We start from the raw sequence: 18,455 nt of genomic DNA on the forward strand, positions 1-18,455 counted from the left end.
GTTATAAAATCAATAGGATTAAACTGGATTTATTTCGGTAATTTTTGCATCACCCCAAAGACTTTCAATATCATAAAAGTCTCTTACATGTTTTTGAAAAATGTGCACAACTACATTTACATAATCCATTAAAATCCATTCTGAATTACCTTGTCCTTCAATATGCCAAGGTTTATCTTTTAATTGCTTACTAACTACTTTCTGAATAGAGCCAGAAATTGCATTTACCTGTGTATTTGAATTACCCGAACAGATTATAAAATAATCACAAACTGTATTTTCTATTTCTCTTAAGTCAAGTAATTGGATGTTTTCTCCTTTAACATCATCCATACCTTTAATAATGACAGAGATTAAATCATCTGTGCTTACTTGCTTTTTTGCCATTAATTTTTTTTCTATTTAAACGCAAAGTTATTATTTTTTTGCGAGTATTTTATGTAATATTGAACTAGTTTATACTTTATTTAACACTTGAAAATAATCAAACTTAATGCCATTGACTCTACAAATTCTTTTTTAAAAGAATTAGCACAAAGTACTGCCATAGAAAACGGTACTGTTGTGGTTGCAAAAGAGCAGAAAAAAGGACGTGGTCAACAAGAAAACAGCTGGGTCTCCGAACCGCTTAAAAACCTTACCTTCAGTGTTTATTTCTGTAATATTGATTTAAACATTAACCATCATAAGTTTTTAAATTTCGCAGTTAGTTTAGCTGTTTTTGAGGCACTTTCAATGCACAAAGTTAAAGATTTATCTATTAAATGGCCGAACGACATTTTGTCAGCAAACAAAAAAATTTGTGGTATTCTAATAGAAAACATAATTAAAGGCAAAAAGATTAACAACTCTATAATCGGAATTGGATTAAATGTAAATCAACAAAACTTTCCTACTTCATTAAAAAATGTAACTTCTTTACGAAATACTACAAATAAATTATATGATTTAGACGCCTTGTTAATAGAGGTTGTGGATAAAATAAAAGAGAAAATTCAACTGATCTCATTAAAAAAATTCACAAATTTAGAAACTGATTACTTAAATGTCTTGTATAAAAAAAATATCCCAACTATGTTTAAAGATAGCGAGGATGTTTTATTTATGGGTAAAATTATTGGAATTTCTTCTTTGGGAAACCTTCAAATTGAGTTAGAAGATGAAAACGTAAAAGAATTTGGAATTAAAGAAGTTTCATTAGCTTAAACCCTCTAAGTTATTTGTTAACGTTTCTATAAAACTAGTCAATGGTCTTTTTACCATCATAGCCATCATCGCGTTAAATTTGCCATTAAATTCTAACTGAACTTCAGAAGAAGTGTCATCAATCTTAGTAATATCTGCAACTAATTCAAAATTAAGTTTACTACTCGCTGCACCTAAAGTAATATTAGAGTATTCCGTTTTCTCTTTTAATACCAATCTAATTTCTGGCATTCCTTTTAATCCAAATATAAAAGAATCTCCATCAACTTCAAATTTCTGGATAGATTCAGGCATTAACTGTTCAAAGTTTTTTAAATCTGATAAAAACTCAAATGTTCCTTTTTGAGATTTATTAACTACTACTTTATTTCCATTAATATTCATATTCTTATGTTTATTGGTTCCACTTACTCGGGTTTGCTCTCCACTCTCGCAATGTAAACAATTCTTTTTCAGAAATATAATTACTATCTAAAGCTTGTTCTAATAAATTATCGTAATTACTTAAAGTTGTTAAACTTACGTTTTTTTCTTTAAAGTTTTCAGCAGCAACATCAAATCCATAAGAAAAAATAGCAACCATACCTTTTACAACAGCGCCAGCTTCTTTTAAAGCTGCTACCGCATTTAAACTACTGTTCCCAGTGCTAATTAAATCTTCAATAACCACAACGTTTTGGCCACTTTCTAAATGCCCTTCTATTTGGTTTTTTCTACCATGCTTTTTTGGCTCTGGTCTAACATACACAAAAGGCACACCCAATTCCTGGGCCACTAATATACCAATTGCTATGGCACCTGTTGCAACACCTGCAATCACATCTGGTTTACCATATTCTAATTCAGTAATTTTAGCAATTTCTTCTTTTAAAAAAATACGAACTGGAGGATATGACAATGTTATTCGATTGTCGCAATAAATGGGAGAATTCCATCCAGAAGCCCAATGAAATGGTTTGTTAGGACTTAATTTTATGGCATTAATCTGCAATAAAAGTTCAGCTGTTTTTTTTGCTGTATCTTTGTTTAAAATCATATCGCAAATGTATAAAGTTTTTGTAAATGATACCCCAATAATTATCACATCTTCTTCAAAAAAAACAAATAATTTCCCTTTATACATTCTTAAAAATATTGTAGTAGTTGAAATTATAGAAAAATTAAAGAACAATGAGATTAATGGAGTTAACCTATACACTCCTGACTTAGAGAAAGGTTGGGCATTATTTTCGCAAAACCTGGACGTTATTACTGCTTCAGGAGGACTGGTTTTAAATCCTAAAAAAGAAGTATTATTTATATACAGAAATAATATTTGGGATCTTCCAAAAGGCTGGATTGAAAAAGGTGAAAGTATTGAAAGTGCTGCTATAAGAGAGGTTGAAGAAGAATGCGGAGTTTTTAATTTAGAAATCGTTAAAAAATTAATTACCACCTATCATATTTATTATCAAAACGGAATTAAATTAAAAAAAACACATTGGTTTTTAATGCAATCTGACTATAATAAAGAATTAGTGCCCCAATTAGAAGAAGGGATAAGTTGGGTTGGATTTAAAAATAATTCTGAAATTGAAACTGCTTTAAAAAATACCTTTGAAAATATTAAGTTAGTATACGATACTTTCAAAGAAATGTAGTTTTTTGGAAAATCCTATTATCTTTGCCGACTTAAAAAAAGTAATTTAATATGACCAAATTTATAACAAAACGCGTAACCAATGTAAGAAATGATATTCTATCTGGAATTACGGTTGCACTAGCTTTAGTGCCCGAAGCAGTTGCATTTGCATTTGTAGCTGGTGTAGATCCACTCGTAGGACTTTACGCTGCCTTTATGGTGGGCTTAATAACTTCTCTTTTTGGCGGAAGACCAGGTATGATCTCTGGGGCAACAGGTGCTTTAGCCGTTGTCATGGTTTCTCTAGTAGCAGAGGGTAATGCAATGGGAAATGCTGATGAAAATTTAGGATTATATTATCTTTTTTTAACCGTAATACTAATGGGAACCATTCAGGTCTTAGCCGGTGTTTTAAAACTAGGTAAATTTGTAAGATTAATACCTCATTCTGTAATGATGGGCTTTGTAAACGGTTTAGCGATTGTTATTTTCTTATCACAATTAGGAATGTTTAAACAAACTATTAACGACGAAAAAGTCTGGCTAGAAGGGAATGGTTTGTTGTATATGATTGGTTTAGTTAGTTTAACAATGCTAATTATGTGGGGCTTACCAAAAATAAAAGCTACTAAAAAATTACCTGAGGCTCTAATTGCAATATTAGTAGTTTCCGGAATTGTAATTTTTTCTAACTTAGATGTTGCTACTGTTGGTTCTTTTATTAAGGATGGCGGTGGCGAAGGTTTAAAGGGTGGATTTCCCGTTCCTGTTTTTGAAACTTTCAAGAACATACCAATGAATTTTGAAACTTTAAAATTCATTTTTCCTTATGCTTTAATCCTAGCAGCTATTGGATTAATAGAATCATTAATGACTTTAAATTTAATTGACGACTTAACGGAAACCAGAGGTAACACAAATAGAGAATGTGTTGCTCAAGGTGGGGCAAATATAATTACTGGTTTATTTGGTGGAATGGGTGGTTGCGCAATGATTGGGCAATCTATCATTAACATAAAAGGTGGCGGCCGAGGCCGGTTATCTGGAATTACTGCCTCAGTTTTCTTACTAATGTTTATTCTTTTTGCTTCTTCTTATATAGAACAAGTGCCTATTGCCGCTTTAGTGGGAGTAATGTTTATGGTAGTTATTGGCACGTTTGCTTGGTCAAGTTTTAGAATTATTAATAAAATACCAAAATCGGATGTTTTTGTTTTGATTTTAGTTTCTGCCTTAACCGTAATTTTTGATTTAGCAATTGCCGTAATCGCAGGTGTTATTGTTTCTGCACTTGTTTTTGCTTGGGAAAGCGCCAGAAAAATTAGAGCTAGAAAACGTTTTAAAGAAGATGGGACAAAAGTATATGAGATTTGGGGACCTTTGTTTTTCGGAAGTATTGCTACTTTTAACGAAAAATTTGATATTAAGAATGATCCAAATGAGGTAGAGATTGATTTTATAGAAGCTCGTGTTTCCGACCATTCTGCTATTGAAGCTATCTTTGCTTTGGTTGAAAAATACCAAGCCGCTAGTAAAAAAATTACACTAAAACATTTAAGTGAAGACTGTAAAGTTTTACTTTATAAAGCGAGTCCGATTTTTACAGATATTATTGAAGAAGACATTGATGACCCAAGATATCATTTGGCGGCAAATCCTGAGGATTTCCCGAAACCATTAAGTGAGTATAAGTTTTAAAAAAAAATAAAAAATCCTACTTTAAAGTAGGATTTTTTATTTTGTATTACCAAAGTATCTGATTATCGATACTCATACTTACTGTAGTTTAAACCAACCCTTCATCTACCAAAGGCAAAGTTCTATAACGTTTGCCACTAGCGTTAAAAATAGCATTACAAATTGCGGGAGCCATTACAGGAACGCCTGGCTCACCGACTCCCGTTGGTGGTTCGTGCATTTTATCCATAATATCAATATGAATTTTTGGTGTATCTTTCATTCTTGTCATTTGATAATCAAAGAAATTATTTTGTTCTACTGCTCCGTTTTTTGTGGAAATTTTCCCAAACAAAGCTATAGACATTCCAAAAATTGCAGCACCTTCTAATTGATTTTTTATATTGTCTTTATTCAGAGCCAAACCACAATCTATAGTGGTCCAAATATTTTCAATTTTTACGTTTCCATTTTTTACAGAAACCTCAACAACAGTTGCTACATAACTATAAAAACTATAATGAATAGCAATTCCCATTCCATGATTTACAGGCAATTCTAGACCCCAATTAGACATTTTAGCTGTGTTTTTCAACACATCTTTCATTCTTTTTGTACTATATGGATAATCAGATTTTCCTTGAATAATTCGATCTTTTCCTATTAAATTTAAATGAAATTGAACAGGATCTATATTAGCTGCATTTGCTAGTTCATCTACAAAAGAATTATTACCAAATCCGCTATGAATATGAACTACTGACCGCAACCAACCAATTCTTAAATGCGATTCTGCTTTGGCGTTCTCTAATCTAAAATTGTCTAATTTATAAGGATTATTTGTAAAACCTTGCCCAAGCTCAAAACCAGAGGCATAATCTGATAAAGGTTTAAAACTAGAGGTAATTGACGGAACTGCCACACGCTGCAACCAACCTGTAACTTTACCATCAGCACTTAAAGAACCTTTTAAATACTGTACACTTGTAGCATGATAAAAACTTTGTTTAATATCGTCTTCACGAGTCCAAACCACTTGAATTGGGGCCTTGATCTTTTTTGACAAAGCAACCGCTTCCACTACAAAATCAGATTTAGATTTACGCCCAAAACCTCCACCTAAAAAAGTAACATTAATGGTTATTTTTTCTATAGGAATTTCAAAAAAGTGTGCCAATTCTGCTCTTGCCGTTTGCGGATCTTGAACTGGTGCCCAAACCTCAATTTCATCTTCTTTAAACCAAGCAGTTGCATTTGGCACTTCCATAGGTGCATGCACCAAAAACGGAACTGTATACGCAGCTTCTATCGTATTTTCACTGTCCTTAAAAGCAGCGAAAACATTTCCGCTACTTCCAGGAACTAACTTTCCTTTTTCATGAACTCTTCTTGTTAATTTCTCTTGAAATTCTGCTGAATCAAAAGATTCATTTTCGCCATAATCCCATTCAATATCCAAGCCTAACTTTCCTTGAAGTGCAGACCACGTGTTATTTGCAATAACAGCGACACCTCCCAAAGCACCAAAAAACTGACCAATCGGCGGCACGATTCTATCTAATTGAATTATATTTTCTACGCCAGCTACTTTTTTTGTACTCGTATCATCAACACTTTTTACGGAACCGAAAGTCACCGGACATCTTGCAATGGCGGCAAATTTCATGTTCGGAATTCGAACATCTATTCCATAGGTTGCAGTGCCGTGTGTAAAATCTTTTAAATCGACACTTTTTAAGGTTTTACCAATATATTTAAAATCTTCAACTTTTTTAAGTGTAAGACTTTCTTCTGATGGAATTTTAACCTTCGCTGCCTCATCAACCAAATCACCAAAGAAAATTTTATCATTGGTATTTTTATTAATTATAAAATGATTTTCTGCCTTACAATCTGTTTCAGCAATATTCCATTTTTTTGCAGCGGCAGTAATCAGCATCATTTTTGCTGTTGCACCCATTTTACGCATTGGTTCTAATAAAGTTCTTACACTTCTCGAACCATCTGTATTCTGATTACCATATTTAGCATTTCCTGTTGCTTGTTTTACCGCGATATATTTCCAGTCAGCCTCTAATTCATCAGCAATTGCAGAAGCCAAAGAAGTCCTAATTCCTTGCCCCATTTCTGAACGTGAAGCCAATAAAATAATGTTACCGTCTTTCTGTATTTGTACAAATAAGTTTGGGGTAAAAATCCCCTCTACTTGCGGAATAAATTCTTTTGTATCAGAAGACACATTGCAGCCTAAAAGTATGCCACCCGAAGCCAATCCAAATAATTTTACAAAATCTCTACGATTTATTTGCTGTATTTTGCTCATATGGTTTCGTTTTTAAGTGCAACAGCTTTATGAATTGCTTTTTTAATTCTTGTATAGGTTCCGCATCTACAAATGTTACCACTCATCGCAGTATCAATATCTTCATCAGTCGGACTTGCATTTTTATCTAATAAAGCGGTAGCTGCAATTAATTGCCCAGATTGACAGTACCCACATTGTGGCACATTACCATCATTCCAAGCTTCTCTTAAAAACTCTAAATTTTCTGAAGATCCTTCTATTGTAAATATCTCTTTTCCAACACCATAAGAAACTGGCATACTGCACGATTTTGTTAAGATGCCATTTATTAGAATAGAACAAGCCCCGCATTGTGCAACACCGCAGCCAAATTTAGTTCCTGTTAAACCTATAATATCTCTAATTGCCCATAATAAAGGCATATCATCCTGCACATCAACTGTATAAGATTTTCCGTTAATTGATAAAGTTGTATTCACTTGTAAAATTTAGATGTTACAAGTTACGGAAATTTTAAAACAATATACAAACAGGTTTTGGTGCAAAAATTTCGCTCACAAAAGTTAATTTCCCTGTTATTTCGTCTCGTTTAAAAGAAACAATATTATTCGTATCTTGATTTGCAACTAACAAAAATTTATCTCTCGAAGATAGTGAGAAATTACGTGGATTTCTACCTAAAACCGGCTCAAAACCAACGAGTTTTAAGCTTCCATTTTCTGCATTTACTTTATAGATTACAATAGAATCATGACCTCGATTGGAAGCATACAAAAATTTTCCATCTTTAGAGATATGAATATCTGCACCTTTACTATACCCTGTAAATTGTTCTGGCAACATAGAAATTGAAAAATCTATATAATACATATCTTCTTTCTCTTTTACTACTGAGACTGTATTATTTAGTTCATTTAAAACATAAATCCAATTATTATTTGGATGAAAAGTTAAATGTCTTGGACCGGCTCCTGGAGCCATTTTTAAAGTTTTTTGATGGGTTAAAACCAATTCATTCTTTTCATTGTCAATCTCAGAAAGCCATAACTGATTTGTACCTAAATCAACAGAAATAATTTCTTTTTTTGTAGGATGAAAATAGGTTGAATGCGCATGAGGTGCTTTCTGGCGGTCTGTTATGCCTTTACCTTCGTGTTGTTGCACGTTTAATAAAGAAGACAGTTCTCCAAAATTATCCGCTTCTAAAAAACCTACATTCCCTCCAGAATAATTCGCAACCAAAACTTGATTCTCATCATTTACAGTTATAAAACAAGGATGTGCTCCTCCTGATTTTGATGTGCTTATAAGTGTAAGTGAATCTTTTTCTATTTTGTAAGATTTCACAAAACCTGTTCCTTGCTCGTTTGCTTCATCTACAGCAAAAAGCGTTTTACCATTTCTGCTTTTAGCTAAAAAAGAAGGGTTCCTTGTTTCTGCAACTAAACCAATTTGGTTCAATTTCCCTTCTTTAGATAGTTCATATTTATAAATGCCTTTACTATCGCTATCTGTATACGTTCCGACATAAAAACTGGTTGCAATTTCGTCTTTCACAGCTGAGTTCTGGCAGCTAAAAAGGATAACTACTATACATAATAATGCTACTTTTTTCATATTGGTTTTATTCTAAAAATTTAATTGCGCAGTTTCCCAGGTAATTGAGTCTCCTAAAATTTGATATCTCTCACTAACGATATTTGCTTTTTTGGGTGTAAACTTTATTAACAAATACTCTGTAGTTCTATTTTTGTAAAAGTTCTTCCAGGCTGTTTTCCAGTACTTTTCTTTTGCAGCCGCACCATTTACAATACTTACAACTCCTTGTAACGATACATAACTGACACTTTCTTTATCAAAATAGTACAATGTTACTTTTTTGTTATTTTTGAGCTGCTGTACTTTTAAGCTCTTCGGATTTGTTGCCATCCAAACGGTAAAGTCTTTCTCCGGCAAAAAAGGGTCCATCGCTCTTGCATGCGCAATTCCTAAAGAATCCATTGTAATTAAAGCACAGGCTTTCGCCTCCTTCATAATCTCTCTCGTAATTTCTTTTAAATCTTTTTTCACTGGATTTGAAGCATTTTTGCAGCTTAAAAAAACAAGTATAACAAAGGAAATAGCAAAAAATTTCATCAATAGTGATTCTTTAGAAAACTTTAAAAATGGGTAACCGTAAATGTGCTTTTTCATAGTAAGGTGAATTTTTATATATAAAATTCAGTTGCATTCTTGGACTTTCAACAAACTTTTTATCTGTTTTTAATTTCTCTTCAAAAGCTTTTTTAACCAATGGATTCTCTGCCAAAAATTTTTCTGCAAGATCTTCAAAAACATACCCAGAATACCCTTCTTTTTGTTGAAGAATTGTATCAAAAAAATTCCAGTTAAAAAATGAATCTGTTGCTTCTGCCTCTAATGTTTCTAATAAATAACGAATTCCATTTTGATTTGTAGAAATGTATAAATCGCCTTCTTTAAAGTTAATTTCTTTGGTTGATTTTTCTACTTTTGAATTATAATGTAGATAATGTCCTTCATAAGGTATTTTTCTAGTTTCAAAATCTTCTATATGATTTATGGTAACAGTCATTGCTGTGTCTTTCTCAAAAAGAGAATATTCAATATGATTATTCTCTAACCTCTCAACAATGTCATGCCAACCTTGCTGTAAAATATATGCTTTAGGGATTGTAATTTTTTTTGTTACAGCGAACTCATCATAATACTTTACTGATCTCTCAAAAGGTTTGTTTGTATCATAAAACAATCTTTTTCCATTGGTAACTTTACTAGCGATCATTTCACCCTCAAAACCTTTAAAGTTTAAGTTTCTAAATTTTTCTTTATTAACTTTGAAATGGAGAGGATATGTCTTTTTTGCCAAAATCTCAGCGGCAGCTTTAGAACGCAAATCTTTAATAGCTTCTGAATTTTCTTCCGTAAAATCAAAAACAGAAAACATCAGTTCATAGGTTTGTTCAACTCTAGTTTTGTAAGGTTTTAACATGTGTGTTTCAACCATTAAGCCTAGAGTATGAAAAAGTGTTGTATATCCTGTAGAATATCTAGGTGAGTCAAAGAATTGAGAAAAACCAGCTTCTGGGGTTGTACCCCAAACATTTACATAAGGTGTAATATTAATATTTTTTTCTTCTAAAGACTCCTCCATTTGAGGACGCATTTCGTTTTGTAGAAACTTACCTAAACTACCTCCTAATTTATTATGCTGTGTAAATAAATGCGTAATTGCATATTGATAGTCTGCACCATTACTTACATGATTATCTATAAAAACATCTGGATTTACTGTATGAAAAATAGTTGCAAATGCTGCAGCATTTTTGGTGTCTTGTTTTACAAAATCTCTATTTAAATCATAGTTTCTGGCATTTCCTCTAAATCCATATTCTAAAGGTCCGTTTTGATTAGCTCTTGTATGTGAATTTCTATTTAATGCACCACCAACATTATACACTGGAATTACAGAAATAATAGAGTTTTCATACTTTTTTTTCAAAGAATCGTTTTGAACTATGTCTCTTAAAAGCATCATAGAAGCATCTATTCCATCTGACTCTCCAGGATGAATTCCGTTGTTAATTAAGATTCTATTTTTCGGTGAATTCTTAATTTCGTCAATATTATAAACGCCCTCTCTATTATAGACCACCAAATGCAAAGGTTCTCCAGAATCTGTTTGCCCAAATGCAAATAGTGAAATCTCATTATAGGTTTCTGATAATTCTTTATAATAAGCAATTACATCTTTGTATTCTGGAGTTTCAGTTCCTTTTGATATTTCAAAGAGTGTGGTAAAATCTTTACTTTCATTAGATGAATTTTCACAAGAAATCATCAACAAAAAGCAAGAAAAAAGTACTGATATTTTTAAAATATAGTTTGATTTTAATTTCATAGTTATAATACTCTCACCGTTTTAGGCACTAACTTTGTGTAATCTCCATCATTTCGAATTACATCTCTTACGATAGATGATGAGATATAAGATGTACTTGCTGCGGTTAATAAAAAGACGGTTTCTACGGGCCCTAAGTCCCTGTTGGTATGTGCAATTGCTTTTTCAAATTCAAAATCTGCGGGATTCCTTAACCCTCTTAAGATAAAATCTACCTTATTCTTTTGACAAAAGTGAACCGTTAAGCCCTCATAGGTAACCACCTTTATTTTTGGTTCGTGTTGAAAACAATCTTCAATAAATTTTTTACGTTCTTCCAAAGAAAACATATATTTTTTGTCAGCATTTATACCAATTGCAATAATAAGTTCATCAAACAAATTTACACCTCTCTCAATAATGTCATAATGTCCTAACGTAATTGGATCAAAGGATCCTGGAAAAATTGCTCTTTTCATGTTCTAACTGTTTAATTATGTGTGCGTTTAAAATATATCTGTAAAAAATGAATGGAAAAATCAATTCTATTCAAGAGCAGATTCAATGGCATTATCAAATAACTGTTTTAAAGAAATACCAGCTTCTTTCGCTTGTTGCGGCAAAATACTTTCTTCTGTTAAACCAGGCACAGTATTCATTTCTAAAAAATGAGGTTCTCCATCAACAAAAATATATTCTGATCTTGAAAAACCAGACATATTTAAAATTTTATATACTTTTTCAGCAATTACCTCTACTCTACTTTGTTCTTCTAATGAAATTCTTGCAGGAGTAATTTCTTGAGATTTCCCTTCGTATTTTGCTTCATAATCAAAGAAATCATTTTCCGTAACAATCTCTGTAATTGGCAATACTTTTAATTTACCTTTATATTCAAGAACACCAACAGAGACTTCGGTTCCGTCTAAAAAAGATTCAATTAAAATTTGTGAATCTTCTTTATAAGCGGTCTCTATTGCGGGCAAAATTTCTTCTTTAATATGTGCTTTAGAAATACCATAGCTCGAGCCAGCATTATTCGGCTTTACAAAACATGGCAAACCAACTTTACCTATTATGTGCTCTAAATCAACAACATCTCCTTTATTTAAATAGACAGAAACTGCTGTTTTAATACCATATTCTTTTAGAACACTTAATGTATCTCTTTTATTAAAAGTTAATGCCATTTGATAAAAAGGAGCAGAAGTATGCTTGATTCCTATTAAGCTAAAATAGGCAAGTAACTCTCCATTTTCTCCAGGATTACCATGAATTGCATTAAAGATGCAATCGAAAGTAATTAAATTACCATTTTTTGTAAATGAAAAATCATTTTTACGTATCGGATATTCATTCTCTTCATCGTCTAAAGCGAACCATTTTCCTTTTAAAATATGAACTCTAAAAGGATTGTATTTTTCTCTATCCAAATGATTGTAAACAACATTTCCGCTCTTTAAAGAAATGTTAACTTCGGATGAAAAACCACCCATTACAATAGCTATATATTTTTTCATTAATGTAAAATAATAAAAACAAATTTATCAAAATATAAATAGAAACAACAACGTTTACTTTTTATATCTTTGTATAGTCTAAAAAATCAAAAAATGAGTATTTTTCAGTTTTTTAAAAGTAAATCTTTTTTTAAACAAATTGCATTTGCAATCCTTGGTGTAGTCATTATTATTTTTTTATTAAAATTTTGGTTAAATATTACTACCAATCACGATCAAAAAATACAAGTTCCAGATTTGCATAAACTAACAATTACGGATGCAGAAAAAACTTTAAAAGAATTGGATTTGTACTTTAAGGTAATTGACAGTGCTAGTTACAATCCTACTTATCCAAAAAAAGCAGTGATTGAACAAAGCCCTGAAGCTGGCGATTTTGTTAAAGAAAAGCGCAAAATTTATTTGACTTTAAATCCATCTAAATACAGAGATATAACAGTTACTGATTTAAACGGACGTACAAAAAGACAGGCTATTTCTGAGCTACAAGCTATTGGTTTTATTGTAGGCACAAATTACACATATGTAAAAGATATTGGTAAGGATGTAGTAAGAGGCGTAAGACATAAAGGAAAAATAATAAATCCGAATGACAAATTACCAAAAAACTCTATAATTGAGTTAGTTTTAGGTGATGGAAGAAGAAATTAAATTAGTTAAGAGCAAAATTTAAAAAATTCACTAATTTGTTACTTGGCAACTCTGAAACATTGCTACTAAAATAAAAACATGCAAGAAAACAATTCTGAAGATATTGAGAGTGATGATTTACACGAACATTACAGGTTTACCGCAAGTGAAGGTCAAGAGCCTTTAAGAGTGGATAAATTTTTGATGAACTTCATTGAAAATGCAACAAGAAACAAAGTACAACAAGCCGCTAAAGCTGGAAATATTTTTGTGAATGATATTGCTATAAAATCGAATCACAAAGTTAAACCAAATGATGTTGTAAGAGTTGTTTTGACTTATCCACCAGCAGCAAAACTATTGGTTGCCGAAGAGATTCCTTTAGATATTGTTTACGAAGATGATGCTGTAATTGTTGTAAATAAACCTGCAGGAATGGTTGTACATCCGGGCCATGGAAATTATTCTGGAACCTTGGTAAATGGTTTAATTCATCATATCGAAAACTTACCAACAAATTCCAATGAAAGGCCAGGTTTGGTGCATAGAATTGATAAAGATACTAGTGGATTATTAGTGGTTGCAAAAACCGAATTTGCAATGGCAAATTTGTCTAAACAATTTTTTGACAGAACTACAGAACGTTTGTATTATGCCTTGGTTTGGGGAAATATGGAGGATGATGAAGGAAGAATTGAAGGTAACATTGGGCGTAGCTTAAAGAACCGTCTACAAATGGATGTTTTTCCGGAAGGAGATTTTGGAAAACATGCAGTTACTCATTATAAAGTTTTAGAAAGATTGACTTATGTTACTTTAGTTCAATGTAAATTAGAAACAGGAAGAACGCACCAAATTAGAGCGCATTTTAAGCATATTGGTCACACACTTTTTAACGATGAACGTTATGGAGGAAATGACATTTTAAAAGGAACAACGTTTACAAAATACAAGCAATTTGTACACAACTGTTTTAAGGCCTTACCAAGACAAGCCTTACACGCAAAAACCTTAGGATTTACGCATCCAACAACAGGTACATTTATGCAGTTTAACTCAGACATACCAAAAGATATTGTTGAATGTTTAGACAAATGGAGAACGTACTCTGAAAATTCTAAAGATGTGGATTAATGTTTCTGTAAAGGTTTTATTTCTATTTATTTACAACATGAACGCAGCTATTAAATATAAAACTGCGGTTAACGGAAAATAAATTAACAACAACCAGAACTTGGTTCGCAACAAGAACTAACAGCGTTAGCAACTTTGATTAGTGGTTTTGGAATTCCACAATCTTCTAATGCTAAACAAGCAGTGATTTTTGAAGCTAATAAAAAGTTGGTTCCATCAAAATCTAAATTATATTTACCAATCGTTTCTTTTCCTTGATACTCTACTTCTATCTCTAAATCATCAAACTTGAACATCTTTTCAGACAGTTCTATAATCTGCAATAATTTCTCTGGATGCAATCTATGATCGTAATCATTTTCTTCCCACAATTGAAAATTAATAACAGCTTCACTTCTAACTTTACCTCCACAATCAATAAAATTTTTAGTTATTTTACCCACTTCAGTAACATGAAAATGACTAGGAACTAAGGCTCCATTTGGTAATTTAAAAGCAATAGTTTCTAAACTTATTAAATGATTTTTTATTTCTGATAATTTCATAACTTATAGTTTTAACAACAGTTTTCTGTTGGATTTTTATTTAAAAACTGACCCAATATATTTTTTATTTGCGCCCAATTTTCTTGATGAATGCAATAACAAACACTGGTACCTTCAATACTTCCCTTTATAATACCAACATTTTTTAATTCCTTTAGATGCTGAGAAATCGTTGGCTGTGCTAAACCAATTTCTTTTACTAAATCTCCACAGACACAAGATTTCGATTTAATTAAAAAATCTAAAATAGCAATTCTTGCAGGATGACCCAATACTTTTGCAATCTTAGCAATTTGATTTTGTTCTTCTGTGAATATTTCTGATTTCGTTAAACCCACTTTAATTTGTTTATTGCAATATTACGATTAATTGCTAAAATAAAAAAGAATCTTTTATTTTTTATTCAAATCGAACATATACCCCAAAGAAAGATTAAAAAATCCGGTGTTACTTAAATCGCCTTCATTTGCGATAGCGTTTGGTACGTTTAAGTTGTAGCCCAATTCAAAATCTAAAGAATTTGTAGTTAATGAAATTGGAAAACTGATTTGTGTGTTTAATAAATCGAACACATTTTGAGTAAACTCCTTTAATTGAGGTCCAGTAGGCGTTCTTACTGGTTTTATAAATAAAATGCTTTGCCTGGCAGCTATAAAATTAATGTTTGGCCTAAATCTCAATGCAAAATTAGAGCTTCTTTTTAACGTAAAATTCACAAAACTATTTGAAACTAATTGATAAGATTTATCTGAACCAAATAAGTAAGATCCAGAAATTCTACTTCCTAAAGTTCGTTTTTTATTTCTTATTCCAATACTGAAATCTAAAGAATTTGTGAAATCATCAAAATCATCTGTGTAAAAATACTTAGTATATCCCAAATTATAAAGCACATTTTTCTTTTTTCCTATGGTATTAAAATACCCTAAAGAAATACTTGTAAAATCCCAACTTGGATCAAAATTTTGATAATAAATTCCCGAGATACTTGCATTAAAACCTGAGGAGTGATAATAAGAAACTTGTGGAATGGCATTGAATTGATCTACACCAGAATCTCTTCCTGAAAAATATGTACTGCTGTTATACGAAACTGACGAGTATAAAAAATTAAAAGAAAAATCGTTTTCTATAATCTCGTCTATAAATTGTTGATCATTAAAAAAAAGTTCATCAATTAAATCATCTACATCCTCTAAATTTTCTTTTTGTCCATAAGAACTAAAAGAGGTTGCCATTGAAACCAATAGCAACCCAAAAATTCTTATCGTATTTTTAAATCCTTGATAAAAATGTATCATAAATAATTAGAAGCTAATTTCCTCTGTTTCTTTTTTTCTTTCCATTATTAGCATTATTTATTCTTGGTCCATCTTTAAGTTCTCCTCTATCCTTAGAATTTCTAATTTTATCAATCCGTTCTTTTAGCATTTTCCTTTGCTCACCTGTAAGCGTTTTTCTAAAATTATCTCTGGTTTTCCTCAAACTTACTTGTTGATTTTTAACCATACTTTTTTGATTTCTAGAAAATGTAGCGACCAAACGCTTTCTTATTTCGTTCTTAGAAATTGTTTTATCTCTTAAAATAGCTAACTGCTCTTTGGAAAGTGATGCTTTAAAAGCTTCACGATTTGTTTTCATTGCTTCTTTTTCTTTTTGCAATAAACCCTTTTGCTCTTTAGTTAACTCTTTTTGAATTAGACGAAAACTAGCGTCTTGAGCAAAAACTGTTGTATTAAATAGCATCAAACTAAGAAAACTTAAAGTTAATATGATGGTTTTTAATTTCATTATTTTTGTTTTTAACTCTTTAAAATCTATAGTGCAAATTTATAACTTAATTTTTACAAGCATCTTTAGCTGCATCAAATTCTGTTTGATTATTTATAGTTGCTGCAGTACCGTCTTTATACTGAATGTCTAATGGAAAATTTAAAGCTGGCTTTACAGTAGCATCTGGGTTTGCTTTACGCCATTCTCTCAATAATCTAAAATCTGCTCTTTTCGTAACTTCAATTATACTGGCATCTTCCATCGTAAAACTTACTGGCAAGACCAATTTAAAACATTTTCTTTTGTCTTTACCTTTCTTACAAGAATTCTTTACTACTTTTAACTCATCTCTATCAATTAAAGTTTGTACCGTTCCATCCTCTAAAGTTACATCAAATGGAAATATTAGTTCTGGTCTTTCCGTTACATCCGGATTCGCAACATACCAATCTTTCTTTAAGCTCCAGTCTTCTTTACTAGTTAAAGTTATTGTTGTGTTATCAGGCATCATAAGGTCTAAAGGATACACAAATTCAAAGCATTTATTTCTTCTTTTTCTTCTTTTCTCATTAGTATCTGCTAACTGTTTTCCTTGTAAAGAAAAATAAACATCACTCTTCACTTCTTCACGCGATTCATTATCTGTTGCTATGCTAACTTTATAGCCGAAACCCTTTGCAAATTCTGCGCTTAAAACATAACTGTCTGCTAAATCTCCTCGAAATGCTGTTTCTGTTTGATCTGGCAAACTCGACGCTGAGATAGTTACTTTTGATGCACTTTCTATTTTTTCTATTAATACTGAACTATTTATTTCAAGATTATCCATAGATTCTGAATCTGAACAAGATGTAAATAAGAAAGCTGATAACAAAAAGGCTGTAATTGTAAAGAATAGAATATTTGATTTAAAAATACGCTGTTTAAAAAATGAAGTTCTCATAATGTATTAGTTTTTTAATTAATAATTGTTTCTATTCTTTAGAACTGTATTTTTTAAAATAGTTTGAAAAATTTATTTTTTTTTACAAAAAAATGGTTTCAATCAGTCCATATTCAATATAATTCTCTAATAATGAATCTCCTAATATTAAATTATCTAATACTAGATTATCTATTTTTTGTTCAGAAAGTTCTGCTTTTACTAAAATTTCATTAAATAAAATAACATCCGCAAACTCATCAAGGTTTGTTTCATCTACTAATAAAGACTCTAATAAAACATCATCAGAAAAAACTAAAAACTCTAAGTAAGTTTCGTTTATTGCATTTGTTTTATTCTTGTTTTGTAACCATACGGTTAAACTCAAAATAAAAACTAATGTAGCTGCCGCCATAAATTTAAACTGAGGTTGCATCCAAAAAACCAATTGTTTTTTAGTTTTTTTAGACTCCTCAATCAAGATCTCCTCTTTTATTTTATCTAAAATTGAAATTTTAGATTTCATAAAATATCCTTCAGGTATTTTAGTCCCTAGATATTTATTATGATGTTTAGAAATACCATCTTTAATGTCTTCTTTTAGAAAACTTTTTTTGTTGCTATGTTCTGTTGATTTTTTCATAATACAAAAGTTAGACCCTACTTGTAATAGATAGTTTGGTTTTATAATAATATTTTTTCTTCAATAATTTTTACAGCAGCATAATAAGTAGATTTTAAAGTGCTTTCTGATACTTCTAAAATTTCCGAAATCTTCCTAAAACTCAAATCATCAAAGTATTTCATTTGAAAAACTCGCTTTTGTTTTACTGAAAATTTATTTATAATTTTTGTAAGCTTTTTTTGAATTTCATCTCCATCAAAATATTCATCTTCAAATAAAACTTCTAAATTAGATTCAGAAATAGCGTCAATATTATCATAGTCCTTCTTCTTGTTTTTATCTAAAAATCGGATGGATTCATTGTATGCAATTCTATACATCCAAGTATGTAAACTACTCTTTTCTTGAAAATTCTGAATGCTTTTGTAGATTCTAATAAAGGTGTTTTGCAAGACATCATCTGCATTTTCATGAGTTACAACTATCTTTCTGATATGCCAATATAGTCGCTCTTGATAAATATCAAGCAACTCACTAAAAGCTGAGTCTTTTAGTTTAGAGTCCTTTAACTTTTTTACAAGTTCAGCGTCTTTACTCAA

General features: G+C 31.0%; 22 protein-coding genes. 5 read left to right on the top strand and 17 right to left on the bottom strand.

Features of this window, described 5'->3' with window-relative positions; all coding sequences use genetic code 11:
• Positions 1-18 precede the first annotated feature (18 nt).
• Positions 19-387, bottom strand: coding sequence for a ribosome silencing factor (gene rsfS / locus BLT88_RS11070; protein WP_036783763.1), 369 nt, complete (start codon positions 385-387; stop codon positions 19-21).
• 87 nt (positions 388-474) lie between these two features.
• On the opposite strand from rsfS, the gene BLT88_RS11075 reads away from it, so the two are divergent.
• Positions 475-1,206, top strand: a complete 732-nt coding sequence (locus tag BLT88_RS11075; protein WP_091954803.1) for a biotin--[acetyl-CoA-carboxylase] ligase — start codon at positions 475-477, stop codon at positions 1,204-1,206.
• Here BLT88_RS11075 and BLT88_RS11080 read toward each other — a convergent pair.
• Complete coding sequence (locus tag BLT88_RS11080) at positions 1,198-1,590, bottom strand: hypothetical protein (RefSeq protein ID WP_036783758.1); 393 nt, start codon at positions 1,588-1,590, stop codon at positions 1,198-1,200. The genes BLT88_RS11075 and BLT88_RS11080 overlap by 9 nt on opposite strands.
• 10 nt (positions 1,591-1,600) lie before the next feature.
• Positions 1,601-2,242: an orotate phosphoribosyltransferase gene (pyrE, locus tag BLT88_RS11085; RefSeq protein WP_091955779.1), complete on the bottom strand. Its 642-nt coding sequence runs from the start codon at positions 2,240-2,242 to the stop codon at positions 1,601-1,603.
• Between the two features lie 7 nt (positions 2,243-2,249).
• Between pyrE and BLT88_RS11090 the strand changes: the two genes are divergently transcribed.
• Both BLT88_RS11090 and BLT88_RS11095 read left to right on the top strand, forming a co-directional pair.
• Complete coding sequence (locus BLT88_RS11090) at positions 2,250-2,846, top strand: NUDIX hydrolase (RefSeq protein ID WP_036783754.1); 597 nt, start codon at positions 2,250-2,252, stop codon at positions 2,844-2,846.
• 50 nt (positions 2,847-2,896) lie between these two features.
• On the top strand, positions 2,897-4,525 hold the full coding sequence (locus BLT88_RS11095) for a SulP family inorganic anion transporter (RefSeq protein WP_036783751.1): 1,629 nt from the start codon (positions 2,897-2,899) through the stop codon (positions 4,523-4,525).
• 88 nt (positions 4,526-4,613) lie between these two features.
• Here the strand turns inward: BLT88_RS11095 and BLT88_RS11100 are convergent, their stop codons facing one another.
• The 7 genes from BLT88_RS11100 to BLT88_RS11130 all read right to left on the bottom strand — a co-directional run bounded on the left by BLT88_RS11100 (position 4,614) and on the right by BLT88_RS11130 (position 12,227).
• Positions 4,614-6,827 (bottom strand): xanthine dehydrogenase family protein molybdopterin-binding subunit, encoded by a 2,214-nt coding sequence (locus tag BLT88_RS11100; RefSeq protein ID WP_091954805.1) that lies wholly within the window; start codon positions 6,825-6,827, stop codon positions 4,614-4,616.
• Positions 6,824-7,288: a (2Fe-2S)-binding protein gene (locus tag BLT88_RS11105; protein ID WP_091954806.1), complete on the bottom strand. Its 465-nt coding sequence runs from the start codon at positions 7,286-7,288 to the stop codon at positions 6,824-6,826. Before BLT88_RS11105 ends, BLT88_RS11100 begins: the two co-directional genes overlap by 4 nt.
• Positions 7,289-7,322: 34 nt before the next feature.
• On the bottom strand, positions 7,323-8,426 hold the full coding sequence (locus BLT88_RS11110) for a lactonase family protein (RefSeq protein WP_091954808.1): 1,104 nt from the start codon (positions 8,424-8,426) through the stop codon (positions 7,323-7,325).
• A 12-nt stretch (positions 8,427-8,438) separates the two neighbouring features.
• Positions 8,439-8,879: a pyridoxamine 5'-phosphate oxidase family protein gene (locus BLT88_RS11115; RefSeq protein WP_231959987.1), complete on the bottom strand. Its 441-nt coding sequence runs from the start codon at positions 8,877-8,879 to the stop codon at positions 8,439-8,441.
• A 79-nt stretch (positions 8,880-8,958) separates the two neighbouring features.
• A complete protein-coding gene (locus BLT88_RS11120) occupies positions 8,959-10,728 on the bottom strand; it encodes a M14 family metallopeptidase (RefSeq protein WP_091954809.1) in 1,770 nt (589 codons plus the stop codon).
• Between the two features lie 2 nt (positions 10,729-10,730).
• Complete coding sequence (gene coaD / locus BLT88_RS11125) at positions 10,731-11,186, bottom strand: pantetheine-phosphate adenylyltransferase (RefSeq protein WP_091954811.1); 456 nt, start codon at positions 11,184-11,186, stop codon at positions 10,731-10,733.
• Positions 11,187-11,252: 66 nt separating this feature from the next.
• Entirely contained in the window at positions 11,253-12,227 is a 975-nt protein-coding gene (locus BLT88_RS11130; protein WP_091954812.1) for a D-alanine--D-alanine ligase, read from the bottom strand.
• A gap of 93 nt (positions 12,228-12,320) precedes the next feature.
• Here BLT88_RS11130 and BLT88_RS11135 point away from each other — a divergent pair, with 93 nt between their 5' ends.
• Together BLT88_RS11135 and BLT88_RS11140 are read left to right on the top strand one after the other, a co-directional pair.
• Positions 12,321-12,878: a PASTA domain-containing protein gene (locus BLT88_RS11135; protein WP_091954814.1), complete on the top strand. Its 558-nt coding sequence runs from the start codon at positions 12,321-12,323 to the stop codon at positions 12,876-12,878.
• Positions 12,879-12,956: 78 nt separating this feature from the next.
• Positions 12,957-13,991 carry an RluA family pseudouridine synthase gene (locus tag BLT88_RS11140; RefSeq protein WP_091954815.1) on the top strand — a complete coding sequence of 345 codons (1,035 nt, stop codon included), beginning with the start codon at positions 12,957-12,959 and terminating at the stop codon, positions 13,989-13,991.
• A gap of 83 nt (positions 13,992-14,074) precedes the next feature.
• Here BLT88_RS11140 and BLT88_RS11145 read toward each other — a convergent pair whose 3' ends face one another.
• The 7 genes from BLT88_RS11145 to BLT88_RS11175 form a co-directional block, all read right to left on the bottom strand.
• Positions 14,075-14,536 (bottom strand): DUF6428 family protein, encoded by a 462-nt coding sequence (locus tag BLT88_RS11145; protein WP_091954816.1) that lies wholly within the window; start codon positions 14,534-14,536, stop codon positions 14,075-14,077.
• A gap of 11 nt (positions 14,537-14,547) precedes the next feature.
• Positions 14,548-14,874 (bottom strand): helix-turn-helix transcriptional regulator, encoded by a 327-nt coding sequence (locus tag BLT88_RS11150; protein WP_091954818.1) that lies wholly within the window; start codon positions 14,872-14,874, stop codon positions 14,548-14,550.
• Positions 14,875-14,928: 54 nt separating this feature from the next.
• Positions 14,929-15,837 (bottom strand): hypothetical protein, encoded by a 909-nt coding sequence (locus BLT88_RS11155; RefSeq protein WP_157691213.1) that lies wholly within the window; start codon positions 15,835-15,837, stop codon positions 14,929-14,931.
• A gap of 13 nt (positions 15,838-15,850) precedes the next feature.
• The gene (locus BLT88_RS11160) at positions 15,851-16,327 is read right to left on the bottom strand and encodes a hypothetical protein (protein ID WP_091954821.1); all 477 of its coding nucleotides are present in this window, start codon (positions 16,325-16,327) and stop codon (positions 15,851-15,853) included.
• Between the two features lie 46 nt (positions 16,328-16,373).
• A complete protein-coding gene (locus tag BLT88_RS11165) occupies positions 16,374-17,252 on the bottom strand; it encodes a hypothetical protein (protein ID WP_091954822.1) in 879 nt (292 codons plus the stop codon).
• 82 nt (positions 17,253-17,334) lie between these two features.
• A complete protein-coding gene (locus BLT88_RS11170) occupies positions 17,335-17,874 on the bottom strand; it encodes a hypothetical protein (protein ID WP_091954824.1) in 540 nt (179 codons plus the stop codon).
• Positions 17,875-17,915: 41 nt separating this feature from the next.
• On the bottom strand, positions 17,916-18,455 hold the full coding sequence (locus BLT88_RS11175; RefSeq protein WP_036783723.1) for an RNA polymerase sigma factor: 540 nt from the start codon (positions 18,453-18,455) through the stop codon (positions 17,916-17,918).

This window comes from Polaribacter sp. Hel1_33_78, assembly GCF_900106075.1.
GTDB lineage: Bacteria > Bacteroidota > Bacteroidia > Flavobacteriales > Flavobacteriaceae > Polaribacter.

What these genes read in the sequence shown, in the direction of transcription:
- pyrE (WP_091955779.1), bottom strand. Translation starts at nt 2,242, where the DNA reads ATGATTTTAAACAAAGATACAGCAAAAAAAACAGCTGAACTTTTATTG.
- BLT88_RS11170 (WP_091954824.1), bottom strand. Translation starts at nt 17,874, where the DNA reads ATGAAAAAATCAACAGAACATAGCAACAAAAAAAGTTTTCTAAAAGAA.
- BLT88_RS11130 (WP_091954812.1), bottom strand. Translation starts at nt 12,227, where the DNA reads ATGAAAAAATATATAGCTATTGTAATGGGTGGTTTTTCATCCGAAGTT.
- BLT88_RS11135 (WP_091954814.1), top strand. Translation starts at nt 12,321, where the DNA reads ATGAGTATTTTTCAGTTTTTTAAAAGTAAATCTTTTTTTAAACAAATT.
- BLT88_RS11110 (WP_091954808.1), bottom strand. Translation starts at nt 8,426, where the DNA reads ATGAAAAAAGTAGCATTATTATGTATAGTAGTTATCCTTTTTAGCTGC.
- BLT88_RS11140 (WP_091954815.1), top strand. Translation starts at nt 12,957, where the DNA reads ATGCAAGAAAACAATTCTGAAGATATTGAGAGTGATGATTTACACGAA.
- BLT88_RS11165 (WP_091954822.1), bottom strand. Translation starts at nt 17,252, where the DNA reads ATGAGAACTTCATTTTTTAAACAGCGTATTTTTAAATCAAATATTCTA.
- BLT88_RS11145 (WP_091954816.1), bottom strand. Translation starts at nt 14,536, where the DNA reads ATGAAATTATCAGAAATAAAAAATCATTTAATAAGTTTAGAAACTATT.
- coaD (WP_091954811.1), bottom strand. Translation starts at nt 11,186, where the DNA reads ATGAAAAGAGCAATTTTTCCAGGATCCTTTGATCCAATTACGTTAGGA.
- BLT88_RS11095 (WP_036783751.1), top strand. Translation starts at nt 2,897, where the DNA reads ATGACCAAATTTATAACAAAACGCGTAACCAATGTAAGAAATGATATT.
- BLT88_RS11155 (WP_157691213.1), bottom strand. Translation starts at nt 15,837, where the DNA reads ATGATACATTTTTATCAAGGATTTAAAAATACGATAAGAATTTTTGGG.
- BLT88_RS11120 (WP_091954809.1), bottom strand. Translation starts at nt 10,728, where the DNA reads ATGAAATTAAAATCAAACTATATTTTAAAAATATCAGTACTTTTTTCT.
- rsfS (WP_036783763.1), bottom strand. Translation starts at nt 387, where the DNA reads ATGGCAAAAAAGCAAGTAAGCACAGATGATTTAATCTCTGTCATTATT.
- BLT88_RS11100 (WP_091954805.1), bottom strand. Translation starts at nt 6,827, where the DNA reads ATGAGCAAAATACAGCAAATAAATCGTAGAGATTTTGTAAAATTATTT.
- BLT88_RS11080 (WP_036783758.1), bottom strand. Translation starts at nt 1,590, where the DNA reads ATGAATATTAATGGAAATAAAGTAGTAGTTAATAAATCTCAAAAAGGA.
- BLT88_RS11090 (WP_036783754.1), top strand. Translation starts at nt 2,250, where the DNA reads ATGTATAAAGTTTTTGTAAATGATACCCCAATAATTATCACATCTTCT.
- BLT88_RS11160 (WP_091954821.1), bottom strand. Translation starts at nt 16,327, where the DNA reads ATGAAATTAAAAACCATCATATTAACTTTAAGTTTTCTTAGTTTGATG.